General features: G+C 42.2%; 17 protein-coding genes, 1 other RNA gene and 1 other annotated feature. Of the genes, 3 read left to right on the top strand and 15 right to left on the bottom strand.

Going from position 1 to position 17,045, the window contains the following annotated elements; genetic code table 11:
- Positions 1-54: 54 nt before the first annotated feature.
- Positions 55-396, bottom strand: a complete 342-nt coding sequence (locus G4407_RS08785; protein ID WP_173688575.1) for a hypothetical protein — start codon at positions 394-396, stop codon at positions 55-57.
- A gap of 24 nt (positions 397-420) precedes the next feature.
- Positions 421-672, bottom strand: coding sequence for a hypothetical protein (locus tag G4407_RS08780; protein ID WP_173688574.1), 252 nt, complete (start codon positions 670-672; stop codon positions 421-423).
- 219 nt (positions 673-891) lie between these two features.
- On the opposite strand from G4407_RS08780, the gene G4407_RS08775 reads away from it, so the two are divergent.
- The 3 genes from G4407_RS08775 to G4407_RS08765 all read left to right on the top strand — a co-directional run bounded on the left by G4407_RS08775 (position 892) and on the right by G4407_RS08765 (position 4,063).
- Positions 892-2,010 carry an AAA family ATPase gene (locus G4407_RS08775; protein ID WP_173688573.1) on the top strand — a complete coding sequence of 373 codons (1,119 nt, stop codon included), beginning with the start codon at positions 892-894 and terminating at the stop codon, positions 2,008-2,010.
- Positions 2,007-2,540, top strand: coding sequence for a GNAT family acetyltransferase (locus G4407_RS08770; RefSeq protein ID WP_173688572.1), 534 nt, complete (start codon positions 2,007-2,009; stop codon positions 2,538-2,540). The genes G4407_RS08775 and G4407_RS08770 overlap by 4 nt, the downstream gene beginning before the upstream one ends.
- Before the next feature lie 176 nt (positions 2,541-2,716).
- On the top strand, positions 2,717-4,063 hold the full coding sequence (locus G4407_RS08765; protein ID WP_173688571.1) for an MATE family efflux transporter: 1,347 nt from the start codon (positions 2,717-2,719) through the stop codon (positions 4,061-4,063).
- Positions 4,064-4,151: 88 nt separating this feature from the next.
- On the opposite strand, the gene G4407_RS08760 is transcribed toward G4407_RS08765, so the two are convergent.
- From G4407_RS08760 to G4407_RS08700, 13 genes are all read right to left on the bottom strand, one after another.
- On the bottom strand, positions 4,152-4,988 hold the full coding sequence (locus tag G4407_RS08760; RefSeq protein ID WP_173688570.1) for a Uma2 family endonuclease: 837 nt from the start codon (positions 4,986-4,988) through the stop codon (positions 4,152-4,154).
- 114 nt (positions 4,989-5,102) lie between these two features.
- Positions 5,103-5,765 (bottom strand): Crp/Fnr family transcriptional regulator, encoded by a 663-nt coding sequence (locus G4407_RS08755; protein ID WP_173688569.1) that lies wholly within the window; start codon positions 5,763-5,765, stop codon positions 5,103-5,105.
- An 88-nt stretch (positions 5,766-5,853) separates the two neighbouring features.
- Positions 5,854-6,273: a PaaI family thioesterase gene (locus tag G4407_RS08750; protein ID WP_173688568.1), complete on the bottom strand. Its 420-nt coding sequence runs from the start codon at positions 6,271-6,273 to the stop codon at positions 5,854-5,856.
- Positions 6,274-6,613: 340 nt separating this feature from the next.
- Complete coding sequence (gene queA, locus G4407_RS08745; protein ID WP_173688567.1) at positions 6,614-7,639, bottom strand: tRNA preQ1(34) S-adenosylmethionine ribosyltransferase-isomerase QueA; 1,026 nt, start codon at positions 7,637-7,639, stop codon at positions 6,614-6,616.
- Positions 7,640-7,657: 18 nt separating this feature from the next.
- The gene (gene pheT / locus G4407_RS08740; protein ID WP_173688566.1) at positions 7,658-10,078 is read right to left on the bottom strand and encodes a phenylalanine--tRNA ligase subunit beta; all 2,421 of its coding nucleotides are present in this window, start codon (positions 10,076-10,078) and stop codon (positions 7,658-7,660) included.
- Between the two features lie 104 nt (positions 10,079-10,182).
- Positions 10,183-11,202 (bottom strand): phenylalanine--tRNA ligase subunit alpha, encoded by a 1,020-nt coding sequence (gene pheS / locus G4407_RS08735; protein WP_008371846.1) that lies wholly within the window; start codon positions 11,200-11,202, stop codon positions 10,183-10,185.
- A gap of 216 nt (positions 11,203-11,418) precedes the next feature.
- Positions 11,419-11,640 (bottom strand) — a binding site (T-box leader).
- Between the two features lie 125 nt (positions 11,641-11,765).
- On the bottom strand, positions 11,766-12,599 hold the full coding sequence (locus G4407_RS08730; RefSeq protein WP_173688565.1) for a YihY/virulence factor BrkB family protein: 834 nt from the start codon (positions 12,597-12,599) through the stop codon (positions 11,766-11,768).
- A 115-nt stretch (positions 12,600-12,714) separates the two neighbouring features.
- A non-coding RNA gene (ssrS, locus tag G4407_RS08725) (6S RNA) lies at positions 12,715-12,895 on the bottom strand.
- Positions 12,896-12,982: 87 nt separating this feature from the next.
- Positions 12,983-13,456 (bottom strand): cyclic pyranopterin monophosphate synthase MoaC, encoded by a 474-nt coding sequence (gene moaC / locus G4407_RS08720; protein WP_243259142.1) that lies wholly within the window; start codon positions 13,454-13,456, stop codon positions 12,983-12,985.
- A 14-nt stretch (positions 13,457-13,470) separates the two neighbouring features.
- Positions 13,471-14,406, bottom strand: a complete 936-nt coding sequence (locus G4407_RS08715; RefSeq protein WP_173688563.1) for an MOSC domain-containing protein — start codon at positions 14,404-14,406, stop codon at positions 13,471-13,473.
- Positions 14,407-14,414: 8 nt separating this feature from the next.
- Entirely contained in the window at positions 14,415-15,389 is a 975-nt protein-coding gene (gene moaA, locus G4407_RS08710) for a GTP 3',8-cyclase MoaA (protein WP_173688562.1), read from the bottom strand.
- Positions 15,390-15,406: 17 nt separating this feature from the next.
- Positions 15,407-16,438, bottom strand: coding sequence for an XdhC family protein (locus tag G4407_RS08705; RefSeq protein WP_173688561.1), 1,032 nt, complete (start codon positions 16,436-16,438; stop codon positions 15,407-15,409).
- A 246-nt stretch (positions 16,439-16,684) separates the two neighbouring features.
- Positions 16,685-17,029 (bottom strand): hypothetical protein, encoded by a 345-nt coding sequence (locus G4407_RS08700; RefSeq protein ID WP_173688560.1) that lies wholly within the window; start codon positions 17,027-17,029, stop codon positions 16,685-16,687.
- Positions 17,030-17,045: the final 16 nt, after the last annotated feature.

Here is a 17,045-nt window from a genome sequence, read left to right as displayed (position 1 = left end):
TTAGATGAAGAAGAGGACTTGTAAGGTTTTGGTCTTACAAGTCCTCTTGAAATTTTATCTATTACATTTTTCCATATATTCTTTCACTGCATGAAGGTCTCCTAGCTCTTCATAGTCTGGAAATTTTCCGGTATTGTGCTCTAAATATGTTAAATTAAAAACATAATAGGTGTCTTCTCCTTTTTCATTTCCTGTCAGATATAAAACCTTATTGCCTGATTCACATTTTGCAACCGCCCAGACTCTTTTATTGTATAAAAAATGGTTTTTACCAATTTCTTTTTTTAATTCGTCAATAAAAATACCTCTTCCTGATTGGGTTAATGGAATCAAACGCCAATTAAATTTTTCTCCATATTCATCAGATAAGTTATAAAATACTTCTTCCAGTGTCAATTTTAGTCTCTCCTTAACCATAAATTATTTTTCCGCATAAGGACATTTTTCCATTTGTGGATAGCATTCTTTCGCAAACTTTTTGTTATCCCAATAGCATGGTTTTTGAGCTGTTGTCGCAAGACTATAACTGCATTGTCTGCAACTCCAGGATAAATCTTCCCCTTTAATCGCCAGATCCATTATACCTCCACATTCTGGACAAATGTCTGTTTGAGGTGTCTTATAAAGACCGCATTCACTACATCTGTTTATGATCTTTTTGTCCTTTTCCATTCCTTTTAATACCTCTCTGATTTTGAAATTATTATACCATCAAATCGTAATAAATTTAATCCTATAGCATAATTCTTTTTCAAATAAAAGGGCACACTATTGACTATAGTCCATCCTATACCACAAGCTATAGTTATAATTACAGAATTATTTTTAAACAAAATCATTGTTTAAATTTGCGTAAAATGGTATACTTATATAGAAATGAGGTGAAAAACAATGAAATTATTACATGTAAAAGCGAAGCATTTCAAAAACTGTTCGGAAAATTTTGAAATTGATTTTGTAGCAAAATCAAAAAAAACAGCCGAAGATAAAGAATATGAATTACAAAAGATTACAGAAGGATTATACACGTACAACACAGTTGCATTTGTAGGAAAAAATGCTTCTGGAAAAACAACAGCAGTAGAGCTTCTGGATGCATGTTTTTCAATTTTGGAAGACTTTCGTTTAGAATCTAAATCATACAGTTTTGATGGTGTTGAATTGTTAATGGATTTTTATTACGATGAATATATTTATCGTTATGAAACCATTCTCAAAAATGCTGACTCTATTGGAAGTAAAGCTATTTTCACAAATCAGAAAATTCGCAGAAAAAAATACTTTAAAAGTAAAGTAAAAGAAATCTATGCTGACAATAGCTTTGAAGATGTAGAAATCGCAGGCGAACTTCCCGAAGATACTTCCAAAATATTTTTTATCCTGAAAAAGAAAGCAACAAGAGCCATTTACTTTGATAGTTTTGGAAAAGGAATAGATACCTATCGACTGCTCTTCGCTTCACTAAAGGATTTTCATATTTCAACAGATATTTTAAGCAATGTAATTAACATTTTCGATGAAAATATTTCTGATTTACAAAAGTTAGATGACCATAATTACAGAATCTTATTTTGTAGTCAGGAAAAAGTGGTATCTGATAAAGAACTTTTGTATCTTCTTTCCAGCGGAACAACCAAAGGTATGTTATTATATATTTTAGTTGTCGCATCATTGCAAAATGGATTTGATCTGATCGTAGACGAAATAGAAAACCATTTTCATAAGACTTTGGTTGAAAACATGATTAGTTTATACAAAGATAAATCTGTAAACAGACATCAGGCAACCTTAATATTTACAACTCATTATTGCGAACTACTGGATTTATTTAATCGGCAGGATAATATTTTTATCGCAAAATCAAATGAAAAGGTCTACCTTACCAATATGTATCGTGGTTATGCCGTAAGACCGGAATTATTGAAAAGCAGACAGTTTTACAATAATGTTTTTCAAACAGCTGTTAATTACGAAGAACTCATGGCTTTAAAAAAGGAATTAAAGAAATGAAATTATTGATTATGTGTGAGGGACCAAACGAAAAAGAAATTATAAATATCCTTTTGCAAAATAACTGCCTGAAATTTACAGAAGACGATTTACTTGGATTGACTCCCTATCACGCAAGACAGATCCACTCCTCCGCTCAGGTAAGAACAGAATTAAACTTGTATCCAGGCGAAGTAAAAATATATCGCATAGGCGATAAACAAAGCGATAAACTGAAAATACCGGCAGAGTATAAATCCAAAATTATAAGCGTTGAAAAATATTGTACAAAACCTGAATTAGAAATGCTATTCATCATTGCAGAACAGCTGACCGGCGCTTATGAAAAAGTAAAGTCCGGAATGAAACCCAAAGATTTTGCAAAGGCTAACATCAAATTGGGTAAGAAAAAATATGATAACAGTACTGCATTTTATACAGAATATTTTGGTAACAATCCGGCTTTACTGGTTCGATGTATCAATGACTATAAAAAATATAATGGATCTCACGGAAAAGATGAACATTATCTGGCTGAATTGTTAAAATAAAAATATAATACAAACAAACTATCTATAATGAATATCACCAGCCACCAAAACGTGGTTGGTGGCTATAAAAATTCTATTCTCTATAGACTTCACATCCCTCCCCCATTTTCATTGACTTTCTCCCTGCCACATTCTATACTAAAAAGTAATGACTTAAGAAACGGGGGAAATATTCTATGTCAAAATCTTCTGCAAAACTGATGACAGAAGGCTCCATCTGGAAGCGTATCGTTGCTTTTGCGATCCCGCTTTTCTGGGGAAACCTTTTTCAGCAGCTATATAACACCGCCGACTCTCTGATCGTTGGAAATTTTCTTGGAAGCTCTGCGCTTGCCGCTGTCAGCTCTTCCGGTAATCTGATCTTTCTTATGGTCGGTTTTTTTAATGGAATCGCCATCGGATCCGGTGTCATCGTTGCCAAATATTACGGTGCCAGAGACATTCCGAATCTGCAGAAATCCATCCATACAACCGTTGGCTTCGGACTGATCTGCGGCGTGATCCTTACCATTGTCGGTATCATTGCCGCACCACAGATCCTGGTGCTTATGGGAACACCGGAGGCGGTACTTCCAAACTCGATTACTTATTTCCGGATCTACTTTACCGGCTCACTTGCCTTCGTCATGTACAACTTCTTTGTCGGTATTCTGCAGTCCGTCGGTGACAGTACCCATCCTCTGATCTACTTAATCGTTTCTTCGGTAACGAATATCATTCTTGACCTTGTACTGATCGCAGGTCTTGGATTTGGTGTAGGTGCTGCCGCTTTTGCAACTGTCATTTCACAGTTTTTAAGTGCTATTCTCTGTATGGTACAGCTGCTTCGCAGTCCGGAGGAGTTTCGGCTTCATCTGAACCGGATCAATCTGGATTCCTATATGCTCCGCCAGATCATTTCTTATGGTCTGCCAGCAGGACTCCAGAACTCGATCATTTCCCTGGCAAATGTATTCGTCCAGGCAAATATCAACCAGTTTGGGGAAATGGCGGTTGCCGGATGTGGTTCTTATATGAAAATCCAGGGATTTGGATTCCTTCCGATCACCTGTTTTGCACTGGCACTTACTACTTTTATCAGTCAGAATCTGGGCGCAAAAGAATATGACCGTGCTAAAAAGGGCGCTGTATTCGGTGTGATCTGTTCCCTTACGATCTCTGAGCTGATCGGTATCTGCGTGCATTTTACCGCTCCACAGCTTCTGTCTGCTTTCAGTTCCACCGCAGAAGTTATCCACTACGGGACCATGCAGGCACACACGGACACCTTTTTCTACTTCCTGCTTGCTTTTTCACACTGTATGGCAGGAATCATGCGCGGAGCCGGTAAATCCACAGTCCCGATGTATGTCATGCTGGTATGCTGGTGTCTGATCCGAGTTTCCTATATCGTAATTATTTTAAAATTCATCCCGTCCATTCAGATGATCTTCTGGGCTTACCCGATAACCTGGGCGCTCAGTTCCATCGCTTTTCTGATTTATTTCCTAAAGTCAGACTGGATACACGGACTGGAAAGATAAATTCCACAAATCTGCACTTTACTCATCGTATACGCAAAAACCATTACAGGATCTGATGAAATCACATCTCTCCTGCAATGGTTTTCTTTTATCCTAACCCACATACATTCTCCATGTATTCCTGGATATCGCGCATATTGACCTTACACTCACCGCCAAAGATCGTAACTGGTATCTCCGCATCAAATCCGTAAATGGATGGGAATTCCATATTCTTCAGATCGTATACCAGTACGTTCTGCTTATCCGGATCGATCAACCAGTATTCTCTGACACCTGCCTGTGCGTACTTGGCAAGCTTGACCACCATATCTTTTCGTCTGGTTGCCTTTGATAAAATCTCTGCTACAAAATCCGGCGCCCCGAATATCCCAGATTTCCTAATCTTCTCCCTGTCACAGACAACAAGTACATCCGGCTGTACCATCGTCCGGTCATCACAGTCCAGCTGTACGTCCACCGGCGCAATGCATGGCACACAGGACGCTTTTTTCTTTCTCAAAAAAACGTTCAGCTGTACGAAAATCTGTCCGGCAATCAACTGATGAATGACACTTGGCGAAACCATGTCATAAAACACACCATCAATCAACTCCGTCCTTGCATCTTCCGGAAGTGCAAAATAATCTTTCGTCGTATATCCTCCCTGATCTTTCCTCCCGTCGGTATGATATGCCGCCGCTGGTTCATGTACCATCATCACATTCTGCTTTCCTGGAACATAAGCTCCGGTACTCAAATCTTCCTTTTGCTCTGCCTCTGCAAAGACTTTCTCAAGTGACTGTAAAGTCTTATATCGCGGTGCTTTCGTAAATCCACCGAATATCTTCTGAACCGTTCCAAGTGGAACACCGGACAACTCTGCAAGTTTCTCACTGCTGTATCCGAGCTGCCTCTTCTTTTCTTTCATCTCATCTACCGTCATCCGTATTTCCCCTTCTCTGTCATCTGTTTATTTAATTATACTCTATCATATTAGTATACGTTTTTCAACTATCTATCCATTTTATTTCCGTTATTTTTCCATTTTTCATATCGATTATATATCCGTTTCGCCAATAATACGGAAATGTTTCCTATCCACTTCTATAAGTCCATCCCTTTGCATCTTCCCAAGCTCATTTGACATCGCGGATCGGTCTACATTCAGATAATCTGCAAGCTGCTGCCGGTTGAACGGGATATCAAATTCTTTCTTCCCATTTTCCATAGCCTGATAGGACAGATACGACAGCAGTCTTCCCCGGATTGATTTTGATGAAATATGGAAAATCCGTTTCGACAGACGGAGATTCTTCTCTGCGGAAAGCTTCAGCAGATTTTCAATCAGTGTATGGTGAAATACACAGGAATTGGAGCAGACTTTCAGGATCCTTCCCACATCAAGAAATAAAATCCTTGCTTCTTCTGCCGCAACGACATTGACCATCAGCTTCTGTCCCGGAATCGCGGCATAAGTTTCTGCAAAAATCTCGCCTCTGCCAGCCCGGTCCAGAATACTGTGATTCCCCCAGATATCATCATTTTCAATAAACACACTGCCGGAAAGGACCACCCCCATCGAAGTGACCTCATCTCCTGCATAATAGATGATCTCATCTTTTTTATAGGTTTTTTCTACCGGATTCAGACAGTTCAGCATCTGCCTGGCATCCTCCTTTGTGACACCACGGAAAATTGCTGCATCCTCAAATATGCTCATTTTCTGCTTCTCCTCAATTATCAATGAATTTCTGTCCGCTTTTTAACCAAATCAAACAGCAAAACAAACTACGAATATCCACCTGACTTTATTTTCCAAGCTCATCCTGCTTCTTATCGATCACCATATAAGTAAAGGTTCCTTCAGCCAGAACCTTTTCATTCTGATCCGCGATCTCCACATAATATACCAGAACTTTTTTCCCACATTTCAGTTCCTTTGACATTCCGACCAACTTCGTGGTTCCAATCCCTGCGCGCAGAAAATGAAAATCCGAATCCAGTGTTACCGCCGGTTTTCCATGTGCATTCGCTGCACTTCCGGCAACCACATCTGCGATCGTATAGAGACATCCACCGTGTACCGCACCGAACGGATTCAAATGCTTTGTTGTAATTGGCATGCTTGCAATTGCACCATGCTCCGTCACTTCATCTAATTTCAGGTCAATCAGTCTTGCAAAGTTATTTTTTTCGTTTCGTTCTCTGATATATTCTGCGTAGTCCATCTTCTGTCTCCTTTTGTGCTCTTGTTTTTATAGCCTTTTTCATCTTAGTATGTGCCCCGATTGCTTCATTGCTATGCAATTTATACGTTTGACACATACATCATCTTACTATATTTTTGCAGAATCGGCAAATCTGTTCCGTTTATCTCTGCCGGATAAAACAGCATTTTCCATGGACATTCCTTCAATAAAATTTTTAATCTCAATCGTTTCCAACCTATACAAAACCGGAGAACAGGCTTTTTCAAAGTCGTACACGACCTGAAAAATCCCGTTCTCCGGTTAATATCTTATTATTTCCTGTTCCCTGACATAACCTCACATTTGTCGGATTCTGAGTCTATTGTATAAACATCGCATCACCAAAACTGAAGAACCGATATCGCTCTCTGACTGCTTCTTCATATGCCGCAAGCACATGCTCTCTTCCGGCAAGTGCACTTACCAGCATGATCAGCGTTGACTCCGGTAAATGGAAGTTTGTGATCAGGCAGTCCAGTACCTTGAATTTATAGCCCGGATAGATGAAGATTTCTGTCCATCCGCTGCATTCTTTAAGCTTTCCATTTTCATCTGCTGCGGATTCTACCGTTCTGCAGCTTGTCGTTCCGACGCAGATTACCCGGTGTCCGCTCTCTTTTGCGCGGTTGATCTTCTCTGCCTCAGATGCCTCGATCCGGTAAAATTCAGAATGCATATGGTGATCCAGAATGTCGTCTGCCTTTACCGGGCGGAAGGTTCCAAGCCCGACATGAAGTGTTACATGTGCGATCTCCACTCCTTCTGCCTTGATTTCTTCCAGAAGCTCCGGTGTAAAATGAAGTCCTGCCGTCGGAGCAGCCGCAGATCCGGAATGCTTTGCATACACGGTCTGGTAACGGTTCTTGTCCTCCAGCTGGTGGGTAATATAAGGCGGAAGCGGCATCTGTCCAAGCTGGTCCAGGATCTCTTCAAAGATTCCTTCGTATTCAAAATGGATCAGACGGTTTCCTTCCTCTACGACCTCCAGAACTTCTCCTTTCAGAAGACCGTCCCCGAAGCTGACTCTTGCTCCGGGTTTCATCTTCTTTCCTGGTTTTACAAGTGTTTCCCAGACATCATTTTCTTTTCGTTTTAAAAGAAGAACTTCGACTTTTCCGCCGGTTCCTTCTTTTTCACCGATCAGTCTCGCCGGGATGACCTTGGTATCATTGATCACAAGGCAGTCTCCCGGTTTGAGGTAATCTTTAATCTCACGGAAAATATGATGACTGGTCGCACCGGTTTTTTTATCAAGAATAAGCAGTCTGGAACTGGATCTGTCTTCAAGCGGATCCTGCGCGATCAGCTCTTCCGGTAAATCAAAATAAAAATCCTGTCGTTTCATTCTTTTGACCTCTTTTCGCTACTTACGAAGCTCGATACCCATTTCTTCCAGTGCCTTTAAGATCCGGTTCATAGCTGCTGAAACATCAGCTTCTTCCAGAGTCTTATCTTTTGCACGGAATGTGATAGAGTAAGCAACAGACTTAAATCCGGCTTTGATCTGAGCGCCTTCATAGATATCAAACAGCTTGTAGCTTTCCAGATAAGCGCCACCCTTGTTCTCGATCACTTCTTCAACCTGTCCTACCAGGATGGATTTTGGCATTACCATACTGATATCACGGCTGACTGCCGGGTATTTTGCAATTCCTTCGTATTTTCTGTCAAATGTTGCAAGCTCTGTGATCTGTGGCATATCGATGACTGCAATGTATGCTCTTTCTCCGATTCCATAGATATCTGCAACTTCCGGATGAACTTCACCCATGTATCCGACAACTTTTCCATCATAAATGATATTTGCCTGACGTCCCGGATGAAGGAAGTTCTTTCCTGCATTTGGATCATAAGTTTCTTTCTTATGAAGTCCGACTTTTTCAAAGAACTCTTCTACAACACCCTTCATGCTGAAGAAGTCTCCGTCTCCGTACATTCCAAGTGTAAACTGCATTCTTTCGTCCGGCAGTTCTGTCAGTGGAAGTGCCTTTGGAAGGTAAATATTTCCAAGCTCGTACAGACGGACATTTTTATTTCTTCTGTTGTAGTTTGTTGCAAGAGAAGTCAGCATACCATTCAGGGATGTTGTACGCATAACGCTGTAATCTTCTCCGAGCGGGTTCATGATCTGGATTGCCTGACGCATCGGATCATCCTTGTCGAGAAGGAGCTTGTCGAATACCTTCGGGCTTTCGAATGAGTAAGTCATTCCCTGGCTGAATCCACAGAATTCTGCAATATTTCTTGCCACTTCTTCCACACGGAGCTTGAAAGAGAGTTTACCGGTTGTAGCTTCTCCTGTAGGCAGTGTAGTCGGGATATTGTCATATCCGTAGAATCTTGCTACTTCTTCTGCAAGATCGGCAATACGGAATAAGTCATGACGGAAGGTTGGTGCGATCACTTCTTTTGCTTCTGCATCATATTCCAAGTCGATCTTTTCAAAATATTTGATCATATCTTCTTCCGGAATATCGGTTCCGAGAAGTGCATTGATCTTGTCGGCATCAAATGGTACACGTACAGGCTCTTTTTTCTTGCTGTATACATCAACCATTCCTCCGACAACTTCACCGGCTCCCATTTCTTCGATCAGCTGGCAGGCACGGTTGATTGCATCCTCTGCATTATTCGGATCCAGTCCCTTTTCAAATTTACCGGATGCATCGGTACGAAGTCCGACTTTCTTGCTGGATTTACGGATGTTGGTTCCATCAAAGCATGCCGCTTCAAATAACATGGTCTGTACATTGTCAGTGATCATGGAATTTTCGCCACCCATGATTCCGGCAATACCTACCGCTTTTTCTCCGTCACAGATCATCAGAACAGAATCATCCATTTCTCTTTCCTGACCATCCAGTGTTACGAATTTTTCTCCTTTTTCAGCATTGCGGACGATGATCTGATGGCCTGCAATAGTATCCAGATCGTAAGCATGCATTGGCTGTCCATATTCTTCCATCACATAGTTTGTGATATCAACCAGGTTGTTGATCGGACGGATTCCTACAGAAGAAAGTCTTCTCTGCATCCATTTCGGTGAAGGTCCGATTTTGATATTTTTAACGACTCTTGCACAGTAACGTGGGCAAAGGTCTGTGTTTTCTACTTTTACTTTGATGTAATCATTGACATCTTCGTCATTTCCGGTTGGTGTTACAACCGGTGGCTTAAATTCTTTGCGGAATGTAGCTGCAACTTCTCTTGCGATGCCAACCACGCTGAAGCAGTCTACACGGTTGGAAGTGATCTCGTATTCAAATACGACATCATCCAGTCCGAGTGCCTTGATTGCACTTTCTCCGACAACCGCGTCATCATCAAAAATGTAGATTCCATATTCCGGTGCTTCCGGGTACATGTTTCTGTCTGAACCAAGTTCTTCAATGGAACACATCATTCCGTAACTGTCGACTCCACGGAGTTTTCCTTTTTTGATCTTGATTCCGCCTTCTACTCTCTGTCCAGGCTCATGTCCGCCTGCGACACGTCCACCATCCAGAACAACCGGTACTTTATCTCCTTCTTTTACATTCGGAGCACCTGTAACAATCTGTACGGTCTCTGTTCCTACATTTACCTGGCAGATGATCAGTTTATCTGCATCCGGATGTTTTTCAATTTTCTCAATCTGTCCTACTACGATCTTATCCAGATCGGCATCCAGCTTTGTAAAACCTTCTACCTTTGTTCCGGAAAGAGTCATTGCGTCTGTATATTCCTGCGCTGTTACGTCAAGATCCGGAACATACGCTTTAATCCATGATAATGAAGTATCCATTTTATATCTCCTTCTGATTTACTTTATATTTATACATTTGTCGTGCCGTTCGCACACGGAAGTAAATACTCGCTTCGCTCGTGCTTCCTTCCTTTGTGTGCTCACTAGAACTGTTTCAGGAATCTGATATCGTTCTCGTAGAGGAGGCGCATGTCGTCGATCTCGTATTTGAGAAGGGCGATCCTTTCAAGTCCTACTCCGAATGCAAATCCAGTGTATTCTTCCGGATCGATTCCGCACATTTCGAGTACGTGTGGGTGAACCATACCACAACCGAGGATTTCAATCCATCCTGATCCTTTACAGAAACGGCAGCCTTTTCCGCCACACTTGAAGCATGACACGTCTACTTCTGCACTTGGCTCTGTGAATGGGAAATGATGCGGACGGAATTTTGTCTTGGTATCCGGTCCGAAAAGTTCTTTTGCAAATACTTCCAGAGTTCCCTTTAAGTCAGCAAAGGAAATATTTTTGTCGATTACAAGTCCTTCGATCTGGTGGAAGGATGGTGAATGGGTTGCATCCACTTCGTCAGAACGGAATACTCGTCCCGGTGCGATCATACGGATCGGGAGCTTGCCCTGTTCCATTACACGTGCCTGAACCGGTGATGTCTGGGTACGAAGCACGATGTCTTTGTTGATATAGAATGTATCCTGTTCATCCTTTGCCGGATGATCTGCTGGAATGTTCAGTTTTTCAAAGTTGTAAAGGTCATATTCTACTTCCGGTCCTTCCACAACTTCATATCCCATACCGATGAAGATACGCTCTACTTCTTCCAGAGCGATTGTATTCGGATGACGATGACCTACTGTATTTTTCTTGGAAGGAAGTGTTACGTCAATAACTTCCTGTTTTAATTTTTCTTCACGGATTGCAGCATCCATTTTCTTCTTTGTCTCATCAAGAAGTTCTTCGATGGCAGCTCTTGTCTCATTTACAAGCTGTCCTACTTTCGGACGTTCTTCCGGAGCTACATCTTTCATTCCTTTTAATACGGCTGTCAGTTCTCCTTTTTTACCAAGGAATTTGACACGTACATCATTTAATTTCTCCGGTACATCAGAAGCCTGGATCTGCTTAATGGCTTCCTGTTTGATGCTCTCAAGTCTTTCTTTCATGATATCCTCCTTAAAACTTGTTTTGGCTATTCATTTGCAACTATAACAGGAAATAAAATTTCCTGTGGCAGAAAAAAGAATGTGCCTTGGCACATTCTGGCACCTGCGGCGGTCGCTTGTGACATCTTCCTTATACGCCGCAGTACGCATCCTCGCGTAGCGTTTTTATATATTAGGAAAGAACACTTTCCTAAATATATAAAAAAATCGCCCCTGAAAAGGGACGAGATAAATCGCGGTACCACCCTGTTTCCTGCTATTTGAAATAACAGGCACTCGGACTGCGTAACGTGCAGGGACGTCGTTTTCTACTTTATTTTCAAAAACGCAGCTCACGTGGGAAATTCGTTTCCTGCCTGAACCGGGGAGAACTTACAGCCGGGGATTCTCCTTCTCTGTCGGAAAACAGTTCACTACTTACACGGTCATTGCTTTTACGTTATGTCATATACTTAATTATTGTAACATATGATTTTTTTATGTCAAGCGGTTTTATCTGATAGATTCACCGTTTATCTACGCAAAAATCATATTCCGGAACCCGGATGCCGCTTTTTGCAGAACTAATCCTTTTCCAGGATATCCCTCTTTACATCTACCCAGATACAGTTAATAAGTCCTCCCAACAGCATCACATACATACAGAAATACAGCCACAACATCACAAGAATGATCGCCGTCATACTTCCATACAGACCGGAAAATCCTTTGAAGATTGTCAGATACATCGAAAAAACAAATGAGATCAGCAGCCATCCCAGAGAGCAGAAAATAGATCCCAGAATCAGATCCCTGAACGGAAGCTTCCGGTTCGGCAAAAAGTGATATACCAGAAGCGAAATTCCAGTCATAACAACAAATGAAATCACCGTTCTCAAACGCATGATCATATCCGTCGTCTCCGCAAGAAACGGAATCTTGTGATATATAAAAATACTGATATTATTACCAAACACAGAAAGTACCAGAGCCATCACGATCGCTGCAATGAACAGGATCGTATAGATGGATGCCCGGATTCTTAAAAATACATAATTTCGTGTCTCACGAAGCTCATATGCACAGTTCAGTCCGGTACTAACCGCAAGTACTCCTTTACCTGCTGACCACAGTGCTACAATCGCAGTGATCGGAATGACCGTCTTCGACTGGTTATATACTTCATTTACAATGCCAACCATAAAATCCTGCATATTTGTCTCCGGAAACAAATTTACCACTGCAGTCATAACATCTGCTTTTGTCACCGGAGTATATTGTATGATTGCAAGAAGCAGCAAAATAATCGGGATCATACTCAGCACAAAAAAATAAGCAGACTGAGCCGCGTATGCTCCCACATGCTTTTGTGACACCTGCCCTGTAATTTCCCGAATCTTGTTTATCGTTTTCATCATATAATAACTCCATTTATCTTATCGGCAGTTTCATTTTTCAAAATAGTTTATCACATTTTCACTTCTTTGAAAACCCAAAAAAACAGTTGCTCTCGCAACTGTCCTTTATCTTTTGTAGTCCCCCGAAATGCCGTTTTCCGTTTTTTGACTCCTAGCACTCCGCTAGGTGGGCGACCGCATCTGCTTTTCTGCCTTCCCCTGCGCAATGAGGGCCTGACATATTACAGAGATATAAGAATCCCGTTTAAAGTATTGTAGGTTCAAAAATACGGAAGTCTCGAACATTCCAGGTTTTCTAAAGCCTATTATAGACTATCAGCCGTGTTTTTTCAACTGTTAATCGTTGATGATATTTACTTTTTTTACCAGAAATTAAAATGCGTTTAACGTACCCATTTCCCGCTTTTTCCACCGGACTTTTCAAGCAGATGGATTTCTCCGATCTCCATTCCCCGGTCAATCGCCTTGCACATATCATAGATTGTAAGAAGAGCGGTATTTACCCCGGTCAGTGCTTCCATTTCCACACCGGTCCTGCCGGTACAAGCCGTGTGGCAGATTGCCCGGATTCCATGCTCTTCCTCCAGATATTCAAAATCAATCTCGACTTTGGTAAGGTTTAACAGATGACACAGCGGAATCAGTTCTGCTGTCTTTTTTGCACCCATGATCCCGGCAATTCTTGCCACGCCAAGAACATCTCCTTTTTTCATGCTGCCTTCCTTTACTTTCTGAAAGCATTCTTCCGACATACGGATCACCCCGGATGCAAGTGCTTCTCTTTTTGTCTCAGCCTTTGCCCCCACATCTACCATCACTGCATTGCCATTTTCGTTAAAATGTGTAAATTCACTCATGCTTTTTAACCTCTTTATTTTCTGGCACATTCGCCTTCTGTTCCCCGGAGGATTCCAAGTCCGTGTTCAAGCTCCGGAAGCAGAAATTCCAGTGCTTCCTGTACTGCTTTGGGACTTCCCGGAAGATTGATGATCAGCGTTTTTTTCCGGATACCTGATACAGCTCTGCTGAACATAGCACGCTTTGTGATCATCATCGAATAATTCCGGATTGCCTCTGCAATTCCGTTTGCCATCCGGTCACAGACATTTACCGTCGCCTCCGGTGTCCGGTCCCGCTCCGAGAATCCGGTTCCTCCGGTGGTGAAGATTGCATTAAGCTGCCTCTGATCAGCCAGTCTGATCAGCTCTTTTTCCAGTTTTTTCTGCTCATCCGGTAACAAAATCGTTTCTTTGATATCATATCCGGCATCTTTCAACATTTCGGCAATCTTAGGTCCGCTTTTGTCTTCCCGTTCTCCGGCAGCCCCTTTATCACTTAAAGTAATAACTGCCGCTGAAAATGGACGGTCACTTTTCACCTGTTCCATGACAACTTCATCTCCTACCTTGATATGACCTCCGGTGATGACTTCTGCAAAAACACCCTCTCTTGGCATAATGCAGTCACCCATTCTCTTATAAATCTGACAGTGACTGTGACATTCTTTCCCAATCTGTGTCATCTCAAGTACCACATCTCCGATATGAAATCTTGTTCCAACCGGAAGCGCGCGAAAATCAAATCCCTCCACGATCAGATTTTCACCAAATGCACCATACGCAACTTCTGCCCCTTTTGCACGAAATTCCTGAATCTTTTCATCGGAAAGCAGACTGATCTGACGATGCCATTTTCCACCGTGCGCATCTCCTTCAATCCCCCAGTCCACTTTGACCATGGCTTCACGAACCTCATGTTTTTCGGTTCCTCTCTTTTCACTGATGCAGATTCCCTTCAGTCTTCCCATTTTTATGTTTATCCTCCGATCTGTGACATATTTTTCTGTTCTGTAATAAAATTCTGTTCCTCAAAATGATGCATCTTCGGTTTTCCACGGATCGCCTGTTCCAGACATTTCCGGATTTCTTCTTCCGATCCGTTTCTTGCTGCCTCAAAAACGGAGATCGTATCTGCATAGCACAGACACGCTTTTAACTTTCCGGTTGATGTCATACGGATCCGGTTACATCTGTCACAGAATTTTCCATGCACTGCACTGATCAGACCGATTTTCCCCTGAAAGCCCGGCAGTTGATAATATACTGCAGGTCCGTTTCCAAACCGTCCCTCTAACGGATAAAGCTCTCCTTCTATTCCATAAGCTTCTTTCAGTTTTCCAAGCACCCAGGCACCGGAAATGCCATCCTCTGCTCTTCCCTGTCCAATCGGCATCAATTCAATAAACCGGACATCCAGCTTGTTCTTTTTTGCCAGCTCTGCCAGACTTTTCCATTCCTCATCATTGACTCCTTTTTGCAGGACCGTGTTGATCTTTACCCGGATCCCGCTTTTTTCTGCCATGAAAATGGATTTCCTGACTCTTTCCAGTTCATCTGATCCGGTAATCTCCTGATATTTTTCCGGAATCAGTGTATCCAGACTGATATTCACCGCATCCAGCCCCGCTGCAAGAAGATCTTCCAGATTCTCACCCAGAAGAACCCCATTTGTCGTCATTGTTACTTCTTCTGTGCCCGGAATCTGCCGGATCATCCGGATCAGATCTGCGCATCCTTTTCTGACCAGAGGCTCCCCTCCGGTAATCTTAAACCTGGTAATCCCGATCCGGACAGCCTCCCTGCAGATTCGTTCAATCTCCTCATAAGTCAGGATTTCTGACATTGGAATCCACTTTGCGCCATCCGGCATGCAGTACCTGCATCGCAGATTACAGCGGTCTGTGATCGAAATTCTCATATATTCAATTGTTCGTCCATAAGAATCTCTCACAGCCTTTTCCATCCTTTCTAATTCCAGAGTGGTTCCAGTAACACCTCGATCGTACCGCCGCAGACCATGCCTTCTTCCTCCGCATCATCTCCGGTCATATCCACATATTCTGTCTTTAGTCCTGTATTATTTTCATGCATCATGACTCTCGCTTTTCTTAAGACCTCTGCCTCCATACAGCCGCCTCCGATGGTTCCCACACAGCTGCCGTCTTCCAGGATCAGCATCTTGGATCCCACATTTCTTGGTGCAGAACCCCTTCTTGTAATGATCGTTGCAAGCATCTTCTTTCCCGGATGAACGGTATCCTGGATTGCTTCCAGCAAGTCTTCCGGATAACCGCAGACTCTCTTGTTCTGATTCTTCACTTCGATGATCTCTGCCATGATCGCCACACCGATCTCCTCCGGTGTCTCAGCACCGATGTTCAGACCAATCGGACTTTTTATCTCGCCGATCACTTCCTGGCTGCAGCCTTTTTCAATCAGATTCTGCTTTACCATCGCACTTCTTCGCCGGCTTCCGATCATTCCGATATAAGCATGTTCCTTCCCAACGATCTTCTCCAGACAAACCTGATCATATCTGTGCCCCCTGGTCAGTACAACAAAATACGTATCTTTATCTCCTTCGATCTGATCCAAGGCGTCTTCAAACGGCTGGCAGATTACTTCCGTTGCCCCCGCATTTCTGGCATGGTCGGCAAACTGCGGACGATCCTCAAGAACCGTGACCTTCCATCCAAGCATGATCCCGATTTTAATCACCGGCATTGATACGTGACCACCGCCACAAATGACCAGATGCTCCTGTCCTCCAATTATATCACAGAAGACCTGCTGCTCTCTGATTTCATAAAGTCCACATTTTTTCAAGTCTCCTGCTTCTGAAAAATGTTCTGAAAAGAAACCATTTTCTTTACTTTCCCAGATTATTTTTTTCTCCGATAAAATTGCTTTTTCTCCGGCTGCGGATCCTTTTGCCACTGTCAGAAGAACGTAATCCCCCTGCTTTGGTAAATCTTTTAATATCTCAAATACATTTTCCATCAAATCTCATCTACCCTACTACATATTTATTCAGTCTGTCAAATGCTTCTTTTAATTCGGTTCCATCCTGAAACGGATCGGAATCTTCCGGCATTTCATCTCTCGCATAACATTTTCTTTTATCCCCGTCACATTTTCTTTGCCATGCAATACTTTTATTGTAACAAATTTTTCCGTCAAATGAAATAAGAAGGTGCAGCTCTTTTTGTCTGCACCTTCCCTTTTCCTTTATTTTATGATCTGATTTTAAAAATATTTTGCATTCAGCTTTTTGACTGTCCATGCAAACCATACCAGTACTGCAAGTACCAGTACTAACATCACCCAGAATAATTTTCCTGTACTCTGTACGTAAGTATTATACAGATCTTCTGCGCCATACAGGATCAGCACAACCGCAAGCACAAGAAGCTTCGGCCCTGCTGCTGTCCTGTATGCTTCCTTATCCTTACACTTCTTTATATTCGTATCTTTTGGTACAAGAATTGATGTATTGATGATTCCTTTGAATTTAAGTTGAAACCATGCATACAGGCTATACAATCCCGCCCCAATACCAATGATCCCGAAAATTCCTTCCATTCCGTTCATTCTTTTGCCTTCTCCT

It is taken from the genome of Allocoprococcus comes, from assembly GCF_013300725.1.
Classification (GTDB): domain Bacteria; phylum Bacillota; class Clostridia; order Lachnospirales; family Lachnospiraceae; genus Allocoprococcus; species Allocoprococcus comes_A.
The sequence above is the reverse complement of the archived record's forward strand: the minus strand, read 5'-3'. Positions and strand labels throughout refer to the sequence as shown.